15 protein-coding genes are annotated in these 15,304 nt (G+C 43.3%); 4 read left to right on the top strand and 11 right to left on the bottom strand.

All coding sequences use genetic code 11. The features are described from left to right. Nucleotides 1-112 precede the first annotated feature (112 nt). Entirely contained in the window at nt 113-1,120 is a 1,008-nt protein-coding gene (locus HBHAL_RS08510; RefSeq protein ID WP_014642965.1) for an aldo/keto reductase, read from the top strand. Nucleotides 1,121-1,229: 109 nt separating this feature from the next. Next, nucleotides 1,230-1,706, top strand: a complete 477-nt coding sequence (locus HBHAL_RS08505; protein WP_014642964.1) for a DUF456 domain-containing protein — start codon at nt 1,230-1,232, stop codon at nt 1,704-1,706. Between the two features lie 77 nt (nt 1,707-1,783). Here the strand turns inward: HBHAL_RS08505 and HBHAL_RS08500 are convergent, their stop codons facing one another. The 10 genes from HBHAL_RS08500 to HBHAL_RS08455 all read right to left on the bottom strand — a co-directional run bounded on the left by HBHAL_RS08500 (nt 1,784) and on the right by HBHAL_RS08455 (nt 11,293). Continuing rightward, on the bottom strand, nt 1,784-2,167 hold the full coding sequence (locus tag HBHAL_RS08500; protein ID WP_014642963.1) for a hypothetical protein: 384 nt from the start codon (nt 2,165-2,167) through the stop codon (nt 1,784-1,786). A gap of 284 nt (nt 2,168-2,451) precedes the next feature. Then, the gene (locus HBHAL_RS08495; protein ID WP_014642962.1) at nt 2,452-2,721 is read right to left on the bottom strand and encodes a hypothetical protein; all 270 of its coding nucleotides are present in this window, start codon (nt 2,719-2,721) and stop codon (nt 2,452-2,454) included. A gap of 248 nt (nt 2,722-2,969) precedes the next feature. Continuing rightward, on the bottom strand, nt 2,970-3,440 hold the full coding sequence (locus HBHAL_RS08490; protein ID WP_014642961.1) for a DUF1641 domain-containing protein: 471 nt from the start codon (nt 3,438-3,440) through the stop codon (nt 2,970-2,972). Next, a complete protein-coding gene (gene fdhF, locus HBHAL_RS08485; RefSeq protein WP_014642960.1) occupies nt 3,440-6,385 on the bottom strand; it encodes a formate dehydrogenase subunit alpha in 2,946 nt (981 codons plus the stop codon). The genes HBHAL_RS08490 and fdhF overlap by 1 nt, the downstream gene beginning before the upstream one ends. Then, nucleotides 6,382-7,209: a formate dehydrogenase accessory sulfurtransferase FdhD gene (fdhD, locus tag HBHAL_RS08480; RefSeq protein ID WP_014642959.1), complete on the bottom strand. Its 828-nt coding sequence runs from the start codon at nt 7,207-7,209 to the stop codon at nt 6,382-6,384. The genes fdhF and fdhD overlap by 4 nt, the downstream gene beginning before the upstream one ends. A gap of 114 nt (nt 7,210-7,323) precedes the next feature. Then, on the bottom strand, nt 7,324-8,484 hold the full coding sequence (locus tag HBHAL_RS08475; RefSeq protein WP_014642958.1) for an MFS transporter: 1,161 nt from the start codon (nt 8,482-8,484) through the stop codon (nt 7,324-7,326). A 68-nt stretch (nt 8,485-8,552) separates the two neighbouring features. After that, entirely contained in the window at nt 8,553-9,683 is a 1,131-nt protein-coding gene (gene tnpB / locus HBHAL_RS08470; RefSeq protein WP_014642957.1) for an IS200/IS605 family element RNA-guided endonuclease TnpB, read from the bottom strand. 239 nt (nt 9,684-9,922) lie between these two features. Then, nucleotides 9,923-10,507: a DUF2087 domain-containing protein gene (locus HBHAL_RS08465; protein WP_014642956.1), complete on the bottom strand. Its 585-nt coding sequence runs from the start codon at nt 10,505-10,507 to the stop codon at nt 9,923-9,925. Between the two features lie 147 nt (nt 10,508-10,654). After that, entirely contained in the window at nt 10,655-10,855 is a 201-nt protein-coding gene (locus HBHAL_RS08460) for a hypothetical protein (RefSeq protein ID WP_014642955.1), read from the bottom strand. 36 nt (nt 10,856-10,891) lie between these two features. Further along, nucleotides 10,892-11,293 (bottom strand): DUF4181 domain-containing protein, encoded by a 402-nt coding sequence (locus tag HBHAL_RS08455; protein ID WP_041601292.1) that lies wholly within the window; start codon nt 11,291-11,293, stop codon nt 10,892-10,894. A gap of 538 nt (nt 11,294-11,831) precedes the next feature. Here HBHAL_RS08455 and HBHAL_RS20820 point away from each other — a divergent pair. Further along, nucleotides 11,832-13,174 (top strand): IS3-like element ISHaha3 family transposase gene (locus HBHAL_RS20820; RefSeq protein WP_087946063.1). Its coding sequence is split into 2 segments (ribosomal slippage): nt 11,832-12,273 and nt 12,273-13,174, totalling 1,344 coding nucleotides; the frame shifts between segments, so codons are not numbered across the junction. 741 nt (nt 13,175-13,915) lie between these two features. Here the strand turns inward: HBHAL_RS20820 and HBHAL_RS08440 are convergent. Then, a complete protein-coding gene (locus HBHAL_RS08440; RefSeq protein ID WP_014642951.1) occupies nt 13,916-14,788 on the bottom strand; it encodes a DUF1028 domain-containing protein in 873 nt (290 codons plus the stop codon). Nucleotides 14,789-14,932: 144 nt separating this feature from the next. Here HBHAL_RS08440 and HBHAL_RS08435 point away from each other — a divergent pair, with 144 nt between their 5' ends. Next, nucleotides 14,933-15,283, top strand: a complete 351-nt coding sequence (locus HBHAL_RS08435) for a general stress protein (protein WP_014642950.1) — start codon at nt 14,933-14,935, stop codon at nt 15,281-15,283. Nucleotides 15,284-15,304: the final 21 nt, after the last annotated feature.

Below are 15,304 nucleotides of genomic sequence, written 5' to 3'. Positions count from 1 at the left end.
AAATAATTGAATATAATAAAAAGGCTGGACAGGCTCTCGGATGATTAGACTAGTTTAGTACCGGGTACATACTTCAGAGCATGAGATGCTATAATTTTGGAGGTGAACGGAAGTGGAAAAAACAAATATTCAAGGTACTTCCATCAATGCAAGTCGTCTCGGATTAGGAACATGGGCGATCGGCGGCTGGATGTGGGGTGGAACAGATGAAAAACAATCCATCGATACCATTCATACAGCGCTTGATCATGGAATTAATCTTATTGATACCGCTCCAGTATATGGTTTTGGACGCTCCGAGGAAATTGTAGGAAAAGCCGTTCAGCAATATGACGGAAATCGAGAGGATATCGTCCTGGCAACCAAAGTAGGCATGGACTGGAACGATGACGCTGTTTTTAGAAATGGAAGCAAAGAACGAATTCATAAAGAAGTGGAAGACTCCTTACAGCGCCTGCAGACAGACTACATTGATGTCTATCAGGTACACTGGCCTGACCCGATTACACCGATTCACGAAACGGCAGAAGCACTGCACTACCTTCATAAGCAAGGTAAAATTAAAGCGATTGGTGTAAGTAACTTTTCACCAGAACAAATGGATATATTCAGGGAAGCAGCACCGATTCATACGCTGCAGCCACCGTATAACTTATTTGAAAGAGATATTGAAAAGGATATTCTTCCTTATGTACAGGAACACAATATGACTACGATTTCTTACGGATCCCTCTGCCGCGGTCTGCTTTCAGGTAAAATGTCCTCTGACCGTGAGTTTGAAGGCGATGATTTGAGAAATGAAGATCCTAAGTTTCAGCAGCCAAGATTCAAGCAGTACTTAAACGCGGTTCAGGAGTTGGATCAGCTCGCTCAGAACCGTTACGGTAAACGCGTCCTGCACCTCGCACTTCGCTGGGTGCTTGATCAGCCAGGTTCCGGAGTCGCTTTAATGGGCGGCCGTCGTCCGGATCAGCTGGACCCTGTTAAGGAAGTGGAAAACTTCAGCATTGATCAGGAAACGATGCAGGATATCGATGAAATTCTGCGCAAGCATATTCAAGATCCAGTAGGACCTGAATTTATGGCTCCACCTGACCGTCAGGAATTAGGACTTAAATAAATTTCACCAAAACCGAGCTTGCCTGCCAAGCTCGGTTTTTCTATGATTGTAATGGAACCATTGTCATGCTCAATCGTATACAGCAATGTACATGAAAGGAGGTCAATCCGTGGAAGTTCTCATATGGGCTATTATTATCGTATGTTTTTTAGCCAGCTTCGCAAGTGTTATTTTTCCAGTCATTCCCGGCCCACTGGTCTTATGGATCGGGTTTCTGGCTTATTTCTTCTTTCTTAATGGCGAAGAATTATCCTGGTTTTTCTGGACAGGCATTATCCTATTAACGGTATTACTAATCGTCTCTGATATTATAGCGAACAGCTATTTTGTAAAGCGATATGGAGGAAGTAAGTGGGGAGAGCGCATGGCCGCTGTTGGTGTCATCGTTGGTTCATTTATTATCCCGCCGTTTGGAATTATCGTTCTGCCATTCATTCTCGTGATCGTGACGGAACTGATTCAGAAAAGATCCAATGAGGAAGCATGGAAAGCCGCCATCGGTTCTCTGTTTGGGTTTTTAAGCGGGACGGTAGCGAAAATCGTGATTCAACTCATCATGATTATTTGGTTTTTCTTTGAGATTTAACAAATATGTAAAAGTCCCAGGTGGTATCCATCTGGGACTTTTACATGAAACAAGACCTTCCATAAAATCTATTTTTATTATCCGCCCATTCTAGAGGGTTCAGTTGAAAATGAATCATGCTTTCTCGCTTCTACCTCTTCCGTTACTTGGACAACAGGCTCATCCCAGGGATGGTTAGGGTAAATACCATGTTCAATAATGTTTCTTAGCAGCTTTTCATCTCTCGGAATGGAAAATTCCACTCGAACCGAAGTAACCTTAGTCGTTTCTCCTATGTTCCCTTCTGTTGGTACGGAAGTTTCAGAAGGAACAAACTGCTCTACTCCATCATTGGAATGCCAGACCACATGTTTATAATGACCATATTCTAAGTCATCAATCTTCAATACCCCTTTAATAACCTTCTCCAGATATTCTGGTACGACGAACGTTCTGATTCTATAAATTGGCTTTAACTGCATATACAATCTCCTTCCCTGCGTACTTGCTAACTATCTTACCACTTATTTCGGCTTCTTATTTCTTCCATTTCTATACGGGAATCGCTTCTTGCTAACCGGGTGCCTTTTCGGTCTACGAAATGGATATTTCTCTCACGACACTAGTCCTATAGAAACTGATCTGATCTTAATGAGAGAGTTCATGTAGTCTCCCGGATTTTTTAGGGATGGCGGGAAGTGAGGGATTCCTTCAGTGGACTCTCCATTTCTGTCGATACACCTTCAACACTTCTCTCTATGAATGGTTAGAATAGAATAAGAAGACCACCTAAACCTATTAAGATTATACATCCAATGAAAACAGCTTTTATGATTCGACTTTCTTTCGATTCCGGGAGAAGGATTCGTTCGAAATACCTTATGATGCTTCCCATACAGAGAATACTAACCACGATTAAAAAATTCCCTATATAGTCATCTACTAATAAAAATTTTATTGAAGCAAGCAACAACATTAATATGACGCCATAACCAATACTCAAATAGAAAAGCTCTGTTTTCTTTTTTTCTTTCAAAACCTTCTCCTCCTTACCCTTTAGATAGGATTTCCCACTTTTGTTCTGATAGTATAGATAGACGTGTAGTTGTTAACCATAGAAGATCTATTATCATGTGAAAATGTTTATATTCTCCAATTTATAAGATTTGAAACCTATTCTTTAATCTCACAATAGACCCAGAGTAAGTTCCATAAAATACTACAATACAAAAACAGCCCTCTCCTGGGTGCATGAAGGAGAAGGCTGTTTGATTTGTTATTTAGTTAGTTACGTCCCATACCTTTTAAGAAACTCATGAGCATGGTAATGCTGCGATTGATTTCAGGGTCTTTCAGCGCTTTAGCTAAATCCAGGACGGATGTTTTTTCCTTGGAGGATGCAGCAGTGTTCATCTCCTCCATACCCTGGTTAAGCTTAGAGGTTACGTCCCTTACTGTCTTCAAATCCAGATCACCCAGCAGATAGACGATTTCTGGAATATTCTCCAGAATACCCGTATACATATCACGGTTGATTTCCTCTACAATGTTAGCGAGTATTTCTTTTCGTTTGTAGGTGAAAGCCGTAGCAGCATCCAGCGTCTCACTTTCCTCAAGAGCTTTTAAAAGATCAATTCCCTTTAAAATGGCTGTTTTATTATCGGCAATGGCCGCTTTTACTTCTTCAAAATCTTTCTCAATTTGTTCCTCGCGGCTGGCTTCATACTTTTTAATGCTCGTAATTGGTTTCGCCATTATCGCTTCACCTGACTTCCAGGAAATTCGTAATCGTCACGCTTCCATTTCTCCTCAACTTTAACACTGATTTGAGGGACAGGATTACCGCGTCTATGATTGTTATCAGGAATTGGTGATTTACCTTTTTTCTTAAGCACTTTCATTTTCACCGCAATTTCTTTATAAGCTGGTGTATCTGTGTCCTTATCGACCCGGTTATCGGTAAGCAGGTTCACCGCTGATTTTCCGGTTCCATTCATAGGCACGAACAGCTCTTTCCCTTTCACACGATCCGTAACGGTTACAGTTCCAGTCGCTTCACCTGATTCAGAGATCAGCTTAACCCGGGCTCCTTCTTCAATGCCCCGTTCTTTCGCCAGCTCCTCTGAAACCTCTACGAAGGAATCCGGTGTCTTCCTGGATATACCTGCGGAACGGTACGTCATATTCCCTTCGTGGAAATGCTCCAGTAAACGTCCATTATTTACGTGTAAATCATATTCTTCTGTTGTGTCATACATTAATTCAAAGTCTAATGGATAAAGGCGCGCTTTCCCATCCTCGAATGGAAAACCATCTACGAAGAGCAATGGCTCGTCTGTTCCATCTTTCGCTACTGGCCACTGAAGAGAATCATAGCCTTCCAGACGATCGTAAGTTACACCGGCAAATAAAGGAGCCAGACTTGCCGCTTCGTCCATAATTTCAGATGGATGCTTGTAATTCCAATCAAAGCCTGCTTCTTTAGCGATATCCTGCAGGATTTCCCAATCTGGTTTTGTTCCTTGCAGCGGCTCTAAAGATTGATACAATCGTTGAATCCTTCTTTCCGTATTCGTGAACGTCCCTTCTTTCTCTAAACTTGGAGAAGCCGGAAGAACAACGTCTGCGTATTCCGCTGTTCGTGTAAGGAACAGATCCTGCACGATAAAGAAATCGAGTTTTTCAAAAGCGGCAGTTACGTAGTTGATGTTGGCATCGACGATTCCTGTATCTTCCCCAATCACATACATCATGGACAGATTGCCATCATGAATGGCTTCTATCATTTCGTGGTTGTCCATGCCTTTTTCATGTGGCAGATCCACACCCCATGCCTCTTCATAACGTTTTCTTACTTCATCATCCGTTACGCTTTCATAGCCTGGGTATTGGTCAGGCTGACTTCCAAAGTCACTGCAGCCCTGTACATTGTTGTGACCGCGAAGTGGATACGCGCCTGTGCCCGGTTTGCCGTAGTTACCTGTGATCAATAGCAGGTTGGAAATGGCTGTACTCGTATCGCTTCCCAGCATATGCTGCGTTACACCCATCGCCCAGCAGACGGACACCGTTTTGGCTTCCACAATCTCCTTGGCAAGGTCTTTCAAGTCCTCTTCTGAGAAGCCAGTCATATTGGCAGCATATTCCAAAGTGAACGGCTCCAGGCTTTCTCTGTAATCCTCAAAACCATTTACCCAGTCGTTCAAGAAGTTTTGATCTTCCCAGCCCTGGTCCAGAATGTACTTCGTTACGGCAGAAATCCATACAAGATCGGTACCGGATTTAGGGCTGAAGAAACGATCGGCGCGTTTAGCCATTTCGTGTTTTCGCAGGTCAAATACGAACAGTTTTTGGCCAAACAGCTTTTGGGAACGTTTGATTCTTGAAGCTAGCACCGGATGAGACTCTGCAGTATTTGAACCAATGGTCATCACTAGCTCAGATTTAGCTAAATCATCAATGGACCCGGAATCTCCTCCATAGCCAACGGTACGGAATAGACCTTTGGTGGCAGGTGCCTGGCAGTAACGAGAGCAGTTATCGACGTTATTCGTACCAATGACCTGGCGGGAAATCTTCTGCATCAAGTAAGACTCTTCATTGGTCGCTTTAGAAGAAGAGATGAACCCTAGATGATCGGCTCCTTTTTCAGCTTTAATTTCATTCATACGGCGAACCGCATAAGCAATTGCTTCTTCCCACTCTACTTCTTCAAAGGTATCTCCGCGGCGGATCAGCGGTTTTTGCAGACGATCATCTGAGTTCACATAATCCCAGCCAAATTTCCCTTTGACACAGGTGGAAATGCCGTTTGCCGGGGACTCAGGATGAGGTTCTACCTTCAGAATTTCGCGGTCTTTTGTCCATACATCAAAAGAGCAGCCAACTCCACAGTAGGTGCAAACGGTTTTCGTTTTATCGATACGCTCTTCACGCATGGCCGCTTCTGAATCAGATACGGCAAATAAAGGCCCGTACCCCGTTTCCACTTTTTTCGTTAAGTCGATCATCGATTTTAAAATACCTGGCTGCTGATCGGTTAAGAAGCCGGCTTCTTTTTCCATTCCTACTTCCATCATGGCATTACATGGACAAACGGTAGAGCATTGGCCGCAGTTTACACACGAAGACTGGTCAATCGGCACATCGTTATCCCAGATAACTCTAGGCTCCTGGCGTTCCCAGTCAATGGTCAGCGTTTCGTTTACCTGAACGTCCTGACAGACTTCTACACAGCGTCCGCAAAGAATGCACTGATCCGGATCATATCGGTAAAAAGACCCGGAGTCATCACGGTTATAAGATGTCGGCTGAAACGGACGGGACTGGTGATCAAGCCCGAAGTCCGCCATGGTATTATGAATCTCGCAATCTCCATTATTATAATCACAAACGGTGCAATAAAGTTCGTGCTTTTCAAGCACCCGATCAAGCGCCTCTTTTTGTGCTTTATGTACATGAGGCAGCTTCGTCTGGACCCGCATTCCTGCTTCCACTTTCATTCCGCAGGCGCGCTGAATTTCCCCATTAACCTGAACCATACATGTATCACATGTCTGGATCGGCCCAAGGGATTCGTTGTAGCATATTTGAGGTACATCCTCGTCTGTTGTGTTAATTAAATCTAATAAATTCTGCCCCGGATCAGCTAAATATTCCGTGCCATTAATGGTCACGACGGTATGGTCTCTGTCGTTCAATTGAATTCCTCCCTGTTCGGTGTGACGGTATCGTCCTTTTCTTTTAACTCAATACGCTCCGGATGAGTATAAACATTCATCCTCCCGCCGCGTATGAATCCGACAGCGGTTATGTTTAGATCTTCAGCAAGCTGCAGGGCTAAATCCGTAGGAGCCGATTTAGACAACAGGCACCCGATCCCCATTTTCGATACCTTCAAGAGTACTTCTGAAGAAATGCGACCGCTGAAAATAATGACGTGATTCTTTTTGCGGCCTCCGTTTTTAATGACGTGACCGTAAAGCTTATCTAAAGCGTTATGTCTTCCTATATCTGAAAACTGGATTTCTATTTCTCCATCTGATGCTATGGCCGCCTGGTGGACCCCGCCCGTACGCTGAAAGGTGTGGGCGTTTTCATGAAACGATTCCATCAGCTGCATGCAGCTTTCCGGAGATAAAGTAAACTGATTCATCACGGTGCGGGCCGTTTTGGCATCATTTTGAAAATAAAAAGCCCGGCTCTTCCCGCAGCAGGAACCAATCCAGCGTTTCTGTTCGCTTTCTCCCACTGGAATGGGGCGAGAAGTTTCCACATAAGCAAATCCTCGTTCTTCATCTATAGATAGCTGTTCTATTTCCTTTATGGTATAAATTGCTCCTTCGGTTGCCAAAAACCCAATCACCAATTCTTCCAGGTGATCCGGGGTACAGACCATTGTGGCAAACTCCTGGCCATTAATCATAATGGTGAGAGGAAACTCTTCGGCCACAATGTCCGTCGTTGCATAGGCGTCAGAACCATCTACACGAACCATATTCCACGTTTTTGTACCTTTACTCATAGTTCCTCCCTCTTCCCAGTAATTACAACTTATTTTCCTCTTTTGGAAAGTTTTAAACCTTTGCACCCATAGCTTTCCAGCTTAACACTGGTAACTATCTCCTATTGTTCCAACTTATGACTGTTTTTTCAAATATTTATGCCTGAACAACCTGTACATAAGAATTAAAAGTCCACTAAAAAACCCGACCATCCCGCCTGTAAACCCTACATTCCTGATAGGAAAAACGTCCACCGCTAATCCTCCACCCACCATCGTCATGCCAAGGATTACATTCGAACCTGATTCAATAAATCCAAACACACTACCCTGCCGGACGGAAGGAATCCTTTTCATAACGAGTGTATCCAGGAAAGCTCCCGACATTCCGCCGATCAGAGCTATCACAAAAAAAGAGAGCATAAGCTGATATAAGGTTCCCGCCTGGCTCGCAGCCCCCTGCAGCACCCCCTCCACGACAAGCGCAAGTATGGAAAAGAGCAGCGGATGACGCTTCACAAGTTTCATTAAGAAAAAACTCGTCATGAGTCCCGTTCCAAGCGCACCATAAAGTAGACCTACCCCAAGCTCACCGCTCGAAAAAATTTCAACGGCATAGACGCTGATCATTACGTTAAAAATTCCGTCCATCCCTGCCCCTAACCATTGAATGAAGACTACCAGAAGAATACCTGTACTCAGCCAGTCCCGGGCTTTCATCTCTATGCGTGGAGGTTCGGAGTTCTCTTGAACAGGGTTTTTCTTTACTTCCAGTTTTCTAATTAGAAAAGCGGCTGCAGCAAATGACACGGCATTAAACACAAACACTATGTCCGTTCCAAAAAAATAGGCAGCGGCGCCCCCTGTTACGGACCCTAAAATAAGCACAACTCCGGTTCTAAATTGTTCCAATCCATTAACTACCGTTAATTGTGAAGGTTCGGTTATCTTTCCAATCGTGCTTTTTCTAATCGGCTGATAAAAAGCCTCCCCGCACGACAGGACGAAAATTCCTGTGAAAGCCATCCACATATCCTTATCCGATTCAATCAAAGCAAAGCTGAGGGCAAAAGGAATCCGAAGCAAGTCAGCGGCTATCATAAGGTATTGGGGAGCGATTCGGTCGGCGGCTTTTCCACCGATCGGCGAAAGAAAAAGGTAAGGAAAAATCCGCATACCGAGTGCTGTCCCTACCGCCATCCCTGAGCCGGTAACCTGCAGAATAAGCGTCAACACGGCGACCTGGCTGAATCTGTCCCCCACTCCACTAATGATGCCTGATTGAACTACCCCCACTTACTCGCTGACACTCCTTGAAGTTGGGGGATTCCTAAGAGCACGAACCTAACGGTTCGTTCAAATGATTAGGCTAGCCCCGTCGCACCGACGGTTGGAAGGATCCTTTGAATCTCCTTCAATATATTGTAGCTCGCATTTAGATCGCGGTTGTGGTGGCTGCCACAATTCGGGCAATCCCACGTTCGAACAGCGAGATTCTTCACCTCACGGTTTTGGTATCCGCACTTGGAACACAGCTGTGAACTCGCAAAAACTTTCGATACGGTTACCAACTGCTTCCCGTACCACTTTGCTTTGTATTCGAGCATTGACGTGAACATCGACCAGCTCACATCACGAATCGATTTGGATCGTTTTCGGTTTTTGAGCATATTGGAAATTTGGAGATTTTCTACCCCGATCACATCGTGGTTTTTGATGATTTCGGTAGAAATCTTATGCAGATAATCTTTGCGGGAGTTCGCTATCTTCTCGTGAAGTCTAGCTACTTTAATACGTTGCTTATGCCAATTCGAAGATCCCTTTTCCCTTCGGGAAAGGATACGTTGAGCTTTTGCTAGTTTCTTTTCGGTCTTACGTAGGTATCGTGGGTTTTCATAGGTGGTGCCATTCGAGAGAACAGCGAAGTCTTTCAATCCGAGATCAATGCCAACATAAGTGTTGGATTTAGGAAGTTCCTGAATATCTGTTTGAACAAGAATGGATACAGAATATTTTCCGGTCGGGTTGCGGCGAACCGTCGCACTCAAGATGCGACCTTTCACTTCACGACTCTTGGCAAATCTCACAAGCCCCAGCTTAGGCAGCTTGATTTTGCGATCCTGGATGGCAATATTTCCGTTTGTGCATTTTGTGGTGTAGGACTGGAGTTTGTTCTTCTTTGATTTGAACCGCGGAGGTTGGTTTTGCTTTTTGAAAAACCGTTCATAAGCGTCAGAAAGATGTTTGACCGACGTTTGGATGGCCGTGCTATCCACTTCCTTTAACCAAAGGAATTCTCTTTTAAGGTTGGGTAGTTGTTTGGAACAAGTAGCGTAACTCAAACCTTTTCCGGTCTCCTTGTAGGCACGGCTCCATTCGGAGAGGAAATGATTGAAGACAAAACGAGCGCAACCGATTGTCTTAGCGATGAGCAATTCTTGGGTTTTATTTGGATAGATACGAAAGTTATACGCTTTATACCTCAACCTTTCCACCTCCTAACAAGGAACGTATGTTCTTACTTTAGGATATCACGGAAGGGAAAATATTCAAAGGCATTCATCTCCCCCTTACCACCGATCTTCGACACGGCGCTTGAAGAGGGAGTCTTCTGCCGATGAATAATAAAACAAGCGGCGGTACGAATCGTTTGCTAACATCCCTTAGACCCTCCACAATTTAAAATTAGATACTTATCTAATTAGTTGGTTAAAAAAAGAGACCAACGTCATCATTAGACAACGACGGGCCACATTTCTTCAGGGTTAAGTTCATAACGATTGTTCTCTCTGTACATGAAGTGATGCATAATCCATTCTCTTCGCACCGTAGCATAATCCTCAAAGAACGTTTGAATGTATTCGTTCACTTCTTTCTCCTCATAAGTTTTTCCTGGTTGGAATGCTTTAACATAATAAGCCAGAATAACGACTCGCTTCTTCAACTGGCTGGGCATCTGCTTGAGTTTTCCATCTACCGTGATAAAGTTTTGAAGAATCTGGCGCTCCTCTTTCTCTGTTACCTGCCATTCTTTATCAGCCTTCACATTTTCATCTCCTATTCGTGTCACAGCCTCTGCCATAAATGTAAGTTTCTTTTCATCCAGATAAAAATAAATCGTGTTTTTATCCCGGCGTGAGTAAACCATTCCCGTATCCTTTAATTTTTTTAAGTGATGGGTAATTGTCGGCGGCCTAAGGCCAAGTTTCCCTGCAATAGCTTGCCCATGAAGCGGTCCCTGTCTAAGCAGAGCAATAATACGTAACCGTGTTGGGTCCCCAGCGGCTTTATGAAAGGCTACCATTTTATCTAACTGCATAATAAGTCTCCTTTTCTATCTAATTAGCTAACTATCTAATTAGATGATAATGAAATTAACTAGTGAAGTCAATGTCGATTTTCTTTTTTTGAAACCAATAAAAAAATCAGCTTAGTTCTATCTAAGCTGACACTTTATTGCCGTGCACTATTTATATTTTTCGTCTAATTGTTCTTTCCACCGAACCAGAATGAAGATAATAAGCACAATCATCACTACGATAATTAGAGTTCGCAGCAATCGAAGATCTTCAAAAAGATCAAAATAAGACAGCACCAGGGTAATTCCAATAATAACTCCTGCTGCCACCAATATGCTTCCATAAATTTTATCTCTTAAATCTTTCATTGACGCCCCTCATTCTTTACTTTTTCAAAAGTTCCTCTAGCTAAACCAGAGTACTACACCTAGTAAAGCTATTAAAAATAGTCCGATTTCCACCAGGGAGACTTTAAAATTCTGTCTGTTAGATGAGAACTTCCATTCTGCGAAGGCCTGAAAGCCAAGCAGGACTACTGTAAATATGGCTACCATTGCCGATATAGCCAATGGCTTATTTATAGTCCACGGCAACGATGCGAGGATAAGGATTATAAATAAACCACGAAGCCTCGAGTCCCCTTTTTTATGAAAATCATTAATATGATTATAGGAAAACCATTTCTTCTTATCTGCCCCTAATAGGTTCCTCAAAATAAAAGAAATACCTATTAAAGGAACTATAATGGCTGCCAACTTTATAATAAAAATTATGTCAAAAACATGATTCGCTACACCGTTTTCCATCAAACTCACTCCAAGGTCGTCCTAATTACGAAAACGTTTTAACTGGAAGGACAAAAAGACCCAATGATCCTTCATCGGGTCTTCCGTTTCATACCTTCTGAACCTAGCTGTTGAGCGTCACTTTTCTTTACGGTCTACTTCGAACGTACCCCAGTCGTAGCCTGATTTCCCCCAGCTGATTAGAAACATAGCTTGCGCTGCAATCATCAGGAGTACAATGACTAAACCCATCCTGAAAACCACCTTTATTAAAGTGACATGATATTCTTGGTTAACCTTAATTTAACATATTTAACCAATTCATTGAATAGAAAAACACCTGTTATTAAAGACTCATTAAATGTGTCTGGTGATCTTATAAGCAAGTTGTTACAGTATAGGGCCGGATTGTGGAAGACTCAGTTTCGAGATATCTTGTGAGAGGAAAGGTCCTACGGGGGACGATTTCGCTTTCCGTGGGCATGTGCTGAGCCTCCTCAGTCTTTGTAATGACCCCCAAATGTTGGACACCTTATGAAACTTAGGAGGGACCCAACATATGTCTAAACTTACTTCTCAAGAAAAGTACCTGATCGTCCAACGTTATCTCACGGAAAATGTCAGTTTCCGTGACTTAGAAAAAGAGTTGGGAGTGGATAGTTCTTCCATCCGTTATTGGGTGAAATTATCCGAATATCATGGTAGTGAAGCCTTCGACTTCCCCTATACAAACTATTCAGCTGCCTTTAAACTGAAAGTAATTCAACGTATAGAGGAAGAAGAATATTCGATTCGAGAAGCTTCCGCTATGTTTCACATCCCCGATTTCTCCATGGTACGCCGATGGCGTAAGAAGTGGCTGGAAGGCGGAAAACAAGCCCTTGAATCTGCAAGGAAGGGGCCAACACAGATGACGTCTCATAAGAAGAAAGAAGATTCAATGGATTCTTATGAAGCCTTAAAGAAAGAGAATGAACGCTTCCGGATGGAAAATGAATACTTAAAAAAGTTAGAGACCTTAGCTCAAAAAAAGAAAGCATCTCGAAAGAAGAACAAGCGCAAGTAATCGATGAGTTAAGGTTTCATTTTCCAGTTAAACAGCTGACGGAAATAGCTGATATCCCTAGAAGTACCTATTACCATTGGAAAGAAAAGCAACTCGAGCCAAAAACGGACCGACCATTAAAGGAGCTTATCACCTCCATTTTTAAAGAACATAAAGGTCGCTACGGCTATCGCCGCATTGAAAATGAGCTTCGTAATCTAGGTCATGAAGTGAACCATAAAAAAGTCTATCGTCTTATGAAAGAACTGGGGCTTCAGTCTACGGTGAAAATGAAGAAATATCGTTCTTATAAAGGGAAAGTTGGTCAAACGGCTCCAAACATCTTAAATCGGAATTTCAAGGCGGATCAGCCGAATCAGAAATGGGTGACAGACATTACGGAGTTCAAGCTATTTGGCGAGAAGCTTTATCTTTCCCCTGTCTTAGATCTATTCAATGGAGAAATCATCACGTACACAATTGGTTCCAGACCCACCTATTCCTTGGTGAACAACATGTTAGACCAAGCATTTGAACGCCTTCATCCATCGGATGAACTGGTTATGCACTCCGACCAGGGATGGCATTACCAAATGGCTCCCTATCGAAAGAAATTGAAAGACCATCAAGTTACCCAAAGCATGTCCAGAAAAGGGAATTGTCATGATAACGCCGTTATGGAGAACTTTTTCGGTATCATGAAATCGGAATTCCTTTATTTAAGAGAATTTGAAAGTGTGGCCCATTTCAAACAAGAATTAGAGGAATATATCCATTATTATAATCATAAACGCATCAAATCGAAGCTCAGAATAAGCCCCATTTCCTATCGAGCCCGCTTTCAAGAATTGGCGTGATAATTTTAATGAATGTGTCCAATTTTAAGGGGTCAGTTCATCTTCGACTTCCGGGGTCTCACCGATCATGTTTATCCCGCTCTTACCCTTCAGGAAGTTGCAAACGTCAATCATGTCCTAAACGACATGTAGTGCTCTCCAGCTCCAGCACCTAGCGGCTAGTGAGACTTCCCTCACTTCTGTACGATAAGGCAACATCGAATCGCTCCGCTCTTCGTGTTTTCTATATCTCCGCCAGCTCACTCCAGTCCATACGCCGCTGAGCAAGGTGCTTCCGCTTTTAAAATAGGAGTCTACATCGTCCCCCTCCGGACCTTACTGAAATGAGAGGATCGAACCCCCTACAACATCACCTGCGTGATGAGGAATTAGACCATTAGATTTTCTACCTATTTCAGGATGTATTAACTCTCAATAGCCTGTCATAAAAGCATTTAATCCAGATTAAGTAGGAGAATCTTTCTCTTCTAGAAGGGGCCGTGCACAAGAAATCGTTGGGTTGGTGGGGAAATGGCGAGACTCCCGTGGGAGAAGGATCTAGGTGAGACCCCACAAGGAGTGAAACGACTGAGGAGGCTCACCAGTTCCCCCACAGGAAAGAGAGTTATTTCCCCACCAACCCTTATCCATCTATCGTAACGGACCCATTTATCTCGAAACTGAGTCTTCAAGTAATGGGAGCTTATCTGTAAGAAGCAATAAGATGATTGGACGGATCTCTTTTTTGTAAGAGAGACGTCCCTATTTCTGGTTTTTCATAAACGCGAGGACTTTCTGGTCGATCCAACCTCTTTCCTGTTCTCTGCCCTCAAAGTTTTCCGTATGCAGATAAGCTGTTAGCGCATCATACAAGTCAGAGTCTGGTAAATCGACGCTTTCCATGTAGTTTAACCGGTGGAGTTGAGCGATAATATCCGCTTTCACTTCCCCTTCAACGGGTAACCTATGCTCCTCTAGCGTTTCTCCAAAATAGAGCTGCTGCAGTTGATAAATGCGTATAAGTTCCTGGATAGGTTCAGGGTGATCATCCACGCGAAGATCCACAAAAACGTCACTCAAGCCGCCGTACCCGCCTTTATCTTTGACAACATAAATAGCAGCAGATTGTTTTCCGCGGCTGTCTCCTCCAGCTTTCTGGGCAGCTTTTAATCCTTCCAGCAAACGGTCAGCGAGAGACCCCGAAGCTTGCTCAAAAGCACGCCCCATATGGGTTACCGTTTCTTCGTTCACCAGAATATTTCCCTGTGCCGCATAATGTTCTCCGGTTATGCCGCCTGCCCACTCATAACACTGCTTACCTGTGAAAGTGGCAGTATTTCCTTTTGCATCTACTATTCCTACCTGACGATCTTCTGAAAATTCATCCTCCGCCGTCAGTTTCTCAATCACTTCACTCGCTGTATGACCTTCTTCAAGAAGGGAAAGTCCATTCGGTCCGTAGGAAGGGTTAGCAAAAGCCTGGGTCGCAATGGCTCCCACACCCGCTTTGGCCCAGGGAACAACCGAACCTACCCCTAGAAACTTCGACTGTACGGCCACTCCTAACTCTCCCGTTTTCGGATCATATCCTGCGATAGAAAACGTGGCGATAATATTCGATTTATTTTTATTCATATTTTTTCCCTCCATTCCGTACTTTTTCGACTCCTATCCTGATAAATCCTTCTTAAAGAAAATAGAACATTGATATGTTTCTACAATAAGTAAACGGGTATTATTCCTACTGTACATCATTATTGAAAAGAGGAGATGATACGAATGAAACCGATGATTCGAGAATATAGCAATGATGAAAAATTAATGCAGGATGTCAAATCATTAAAGGATAGTGGAATCCATCCAACCGATATTTACATTCTTTCTCATGATGACGACCGCACCAAACGCATCGCCAATAATGTAGATGCAAACACGATCGGTTTTTCCGAACAGGATTTCACCAATATCATCAGTAACATTTTCAGTAAACAAGGTGACGAGCTGCGGACGAAGCTTGAGGAAATGGGATTCTCAGAGTCTGAAGCTGAAGAGTATGAAGAGGATATGGATGAAGGAAAAGTTCTTTTAATTCTGACTGACCAGGAGAAAGCTTCAGGCATTTTAGACTAAATCAAAGGTAAAGCTCACTGA

Origin of the sequence: Halobacillus halophilus DSM 2266 (genome assembly GCF_000284515.1) — a bacterium.
Taxonomy (GTDB): Bacteria; Bacillota; Bacilli; order Bacillales; family Halobacillaceae; genus Halobacillus; species Halobacillus halophilus.
The sequence above is the reverse complement of the archived record's forward strand: the minus strand, read 5'-3'. Positions and strand labels throughout refer to the sequence as shown.

Coding starts and splice junctions, on each gene's coding strand:
- HBHAL_RS08500 (WP_014642963.1), bottom strand. CDS start 2,167: ATGCAGTTAAAGCCAATTTATAGAATCAGAACGTTCGTCGTACCAGAA.
- HBHAL_RS08490 (WP_014642961.1), bottom strand. CDS start 3,440: ATGGCGAAACCAATTACGAGCATTAAAAAGTATGAAGCCAGCCGCGAG.
- fdhD (WP_014642959.1), bottom strand. CDS start 7,209: ATGAGTAAAGGTACAAAAACGTGGAATATGGTTCGTGTAGATGGTTCT.
- HBHAL_RS08465 (WP_014642956.1), bottom strand. CDS start 10,507: ATGCAGTTAGATAAAATGGTAGCCTTTCATAAAGCCGCTGGGGACCCA.
- HBHAL_RS08460 (WP_014642955.1), bottom strand. CDS start 10,855: ATGAAAGATTTAAGAGATAAAATTTATGGAAGCATATTGGTGGCAGCA.
- HBHAL_RS08455 (WP_041601292.1), bottom strand. CDS start 11,293: ATGGAAAACGGTGTAGCGAATCATGTTTTTGACATAATTTTTATTATA.
- HBHAL_RS08440 (WP_014642951.1), bottom strand. CDS start 14,788: ATGAATAAAAATAAATCGAATATTATCGCCACGTTTTCTATCGCAGGA.
- HBHAL_RS08435 (WP_014642950.1), top strand. CDS start 14,933: ATGAAACCGATGATTCGAGAATATAGCAATGATGAAAAATTAATGCAG.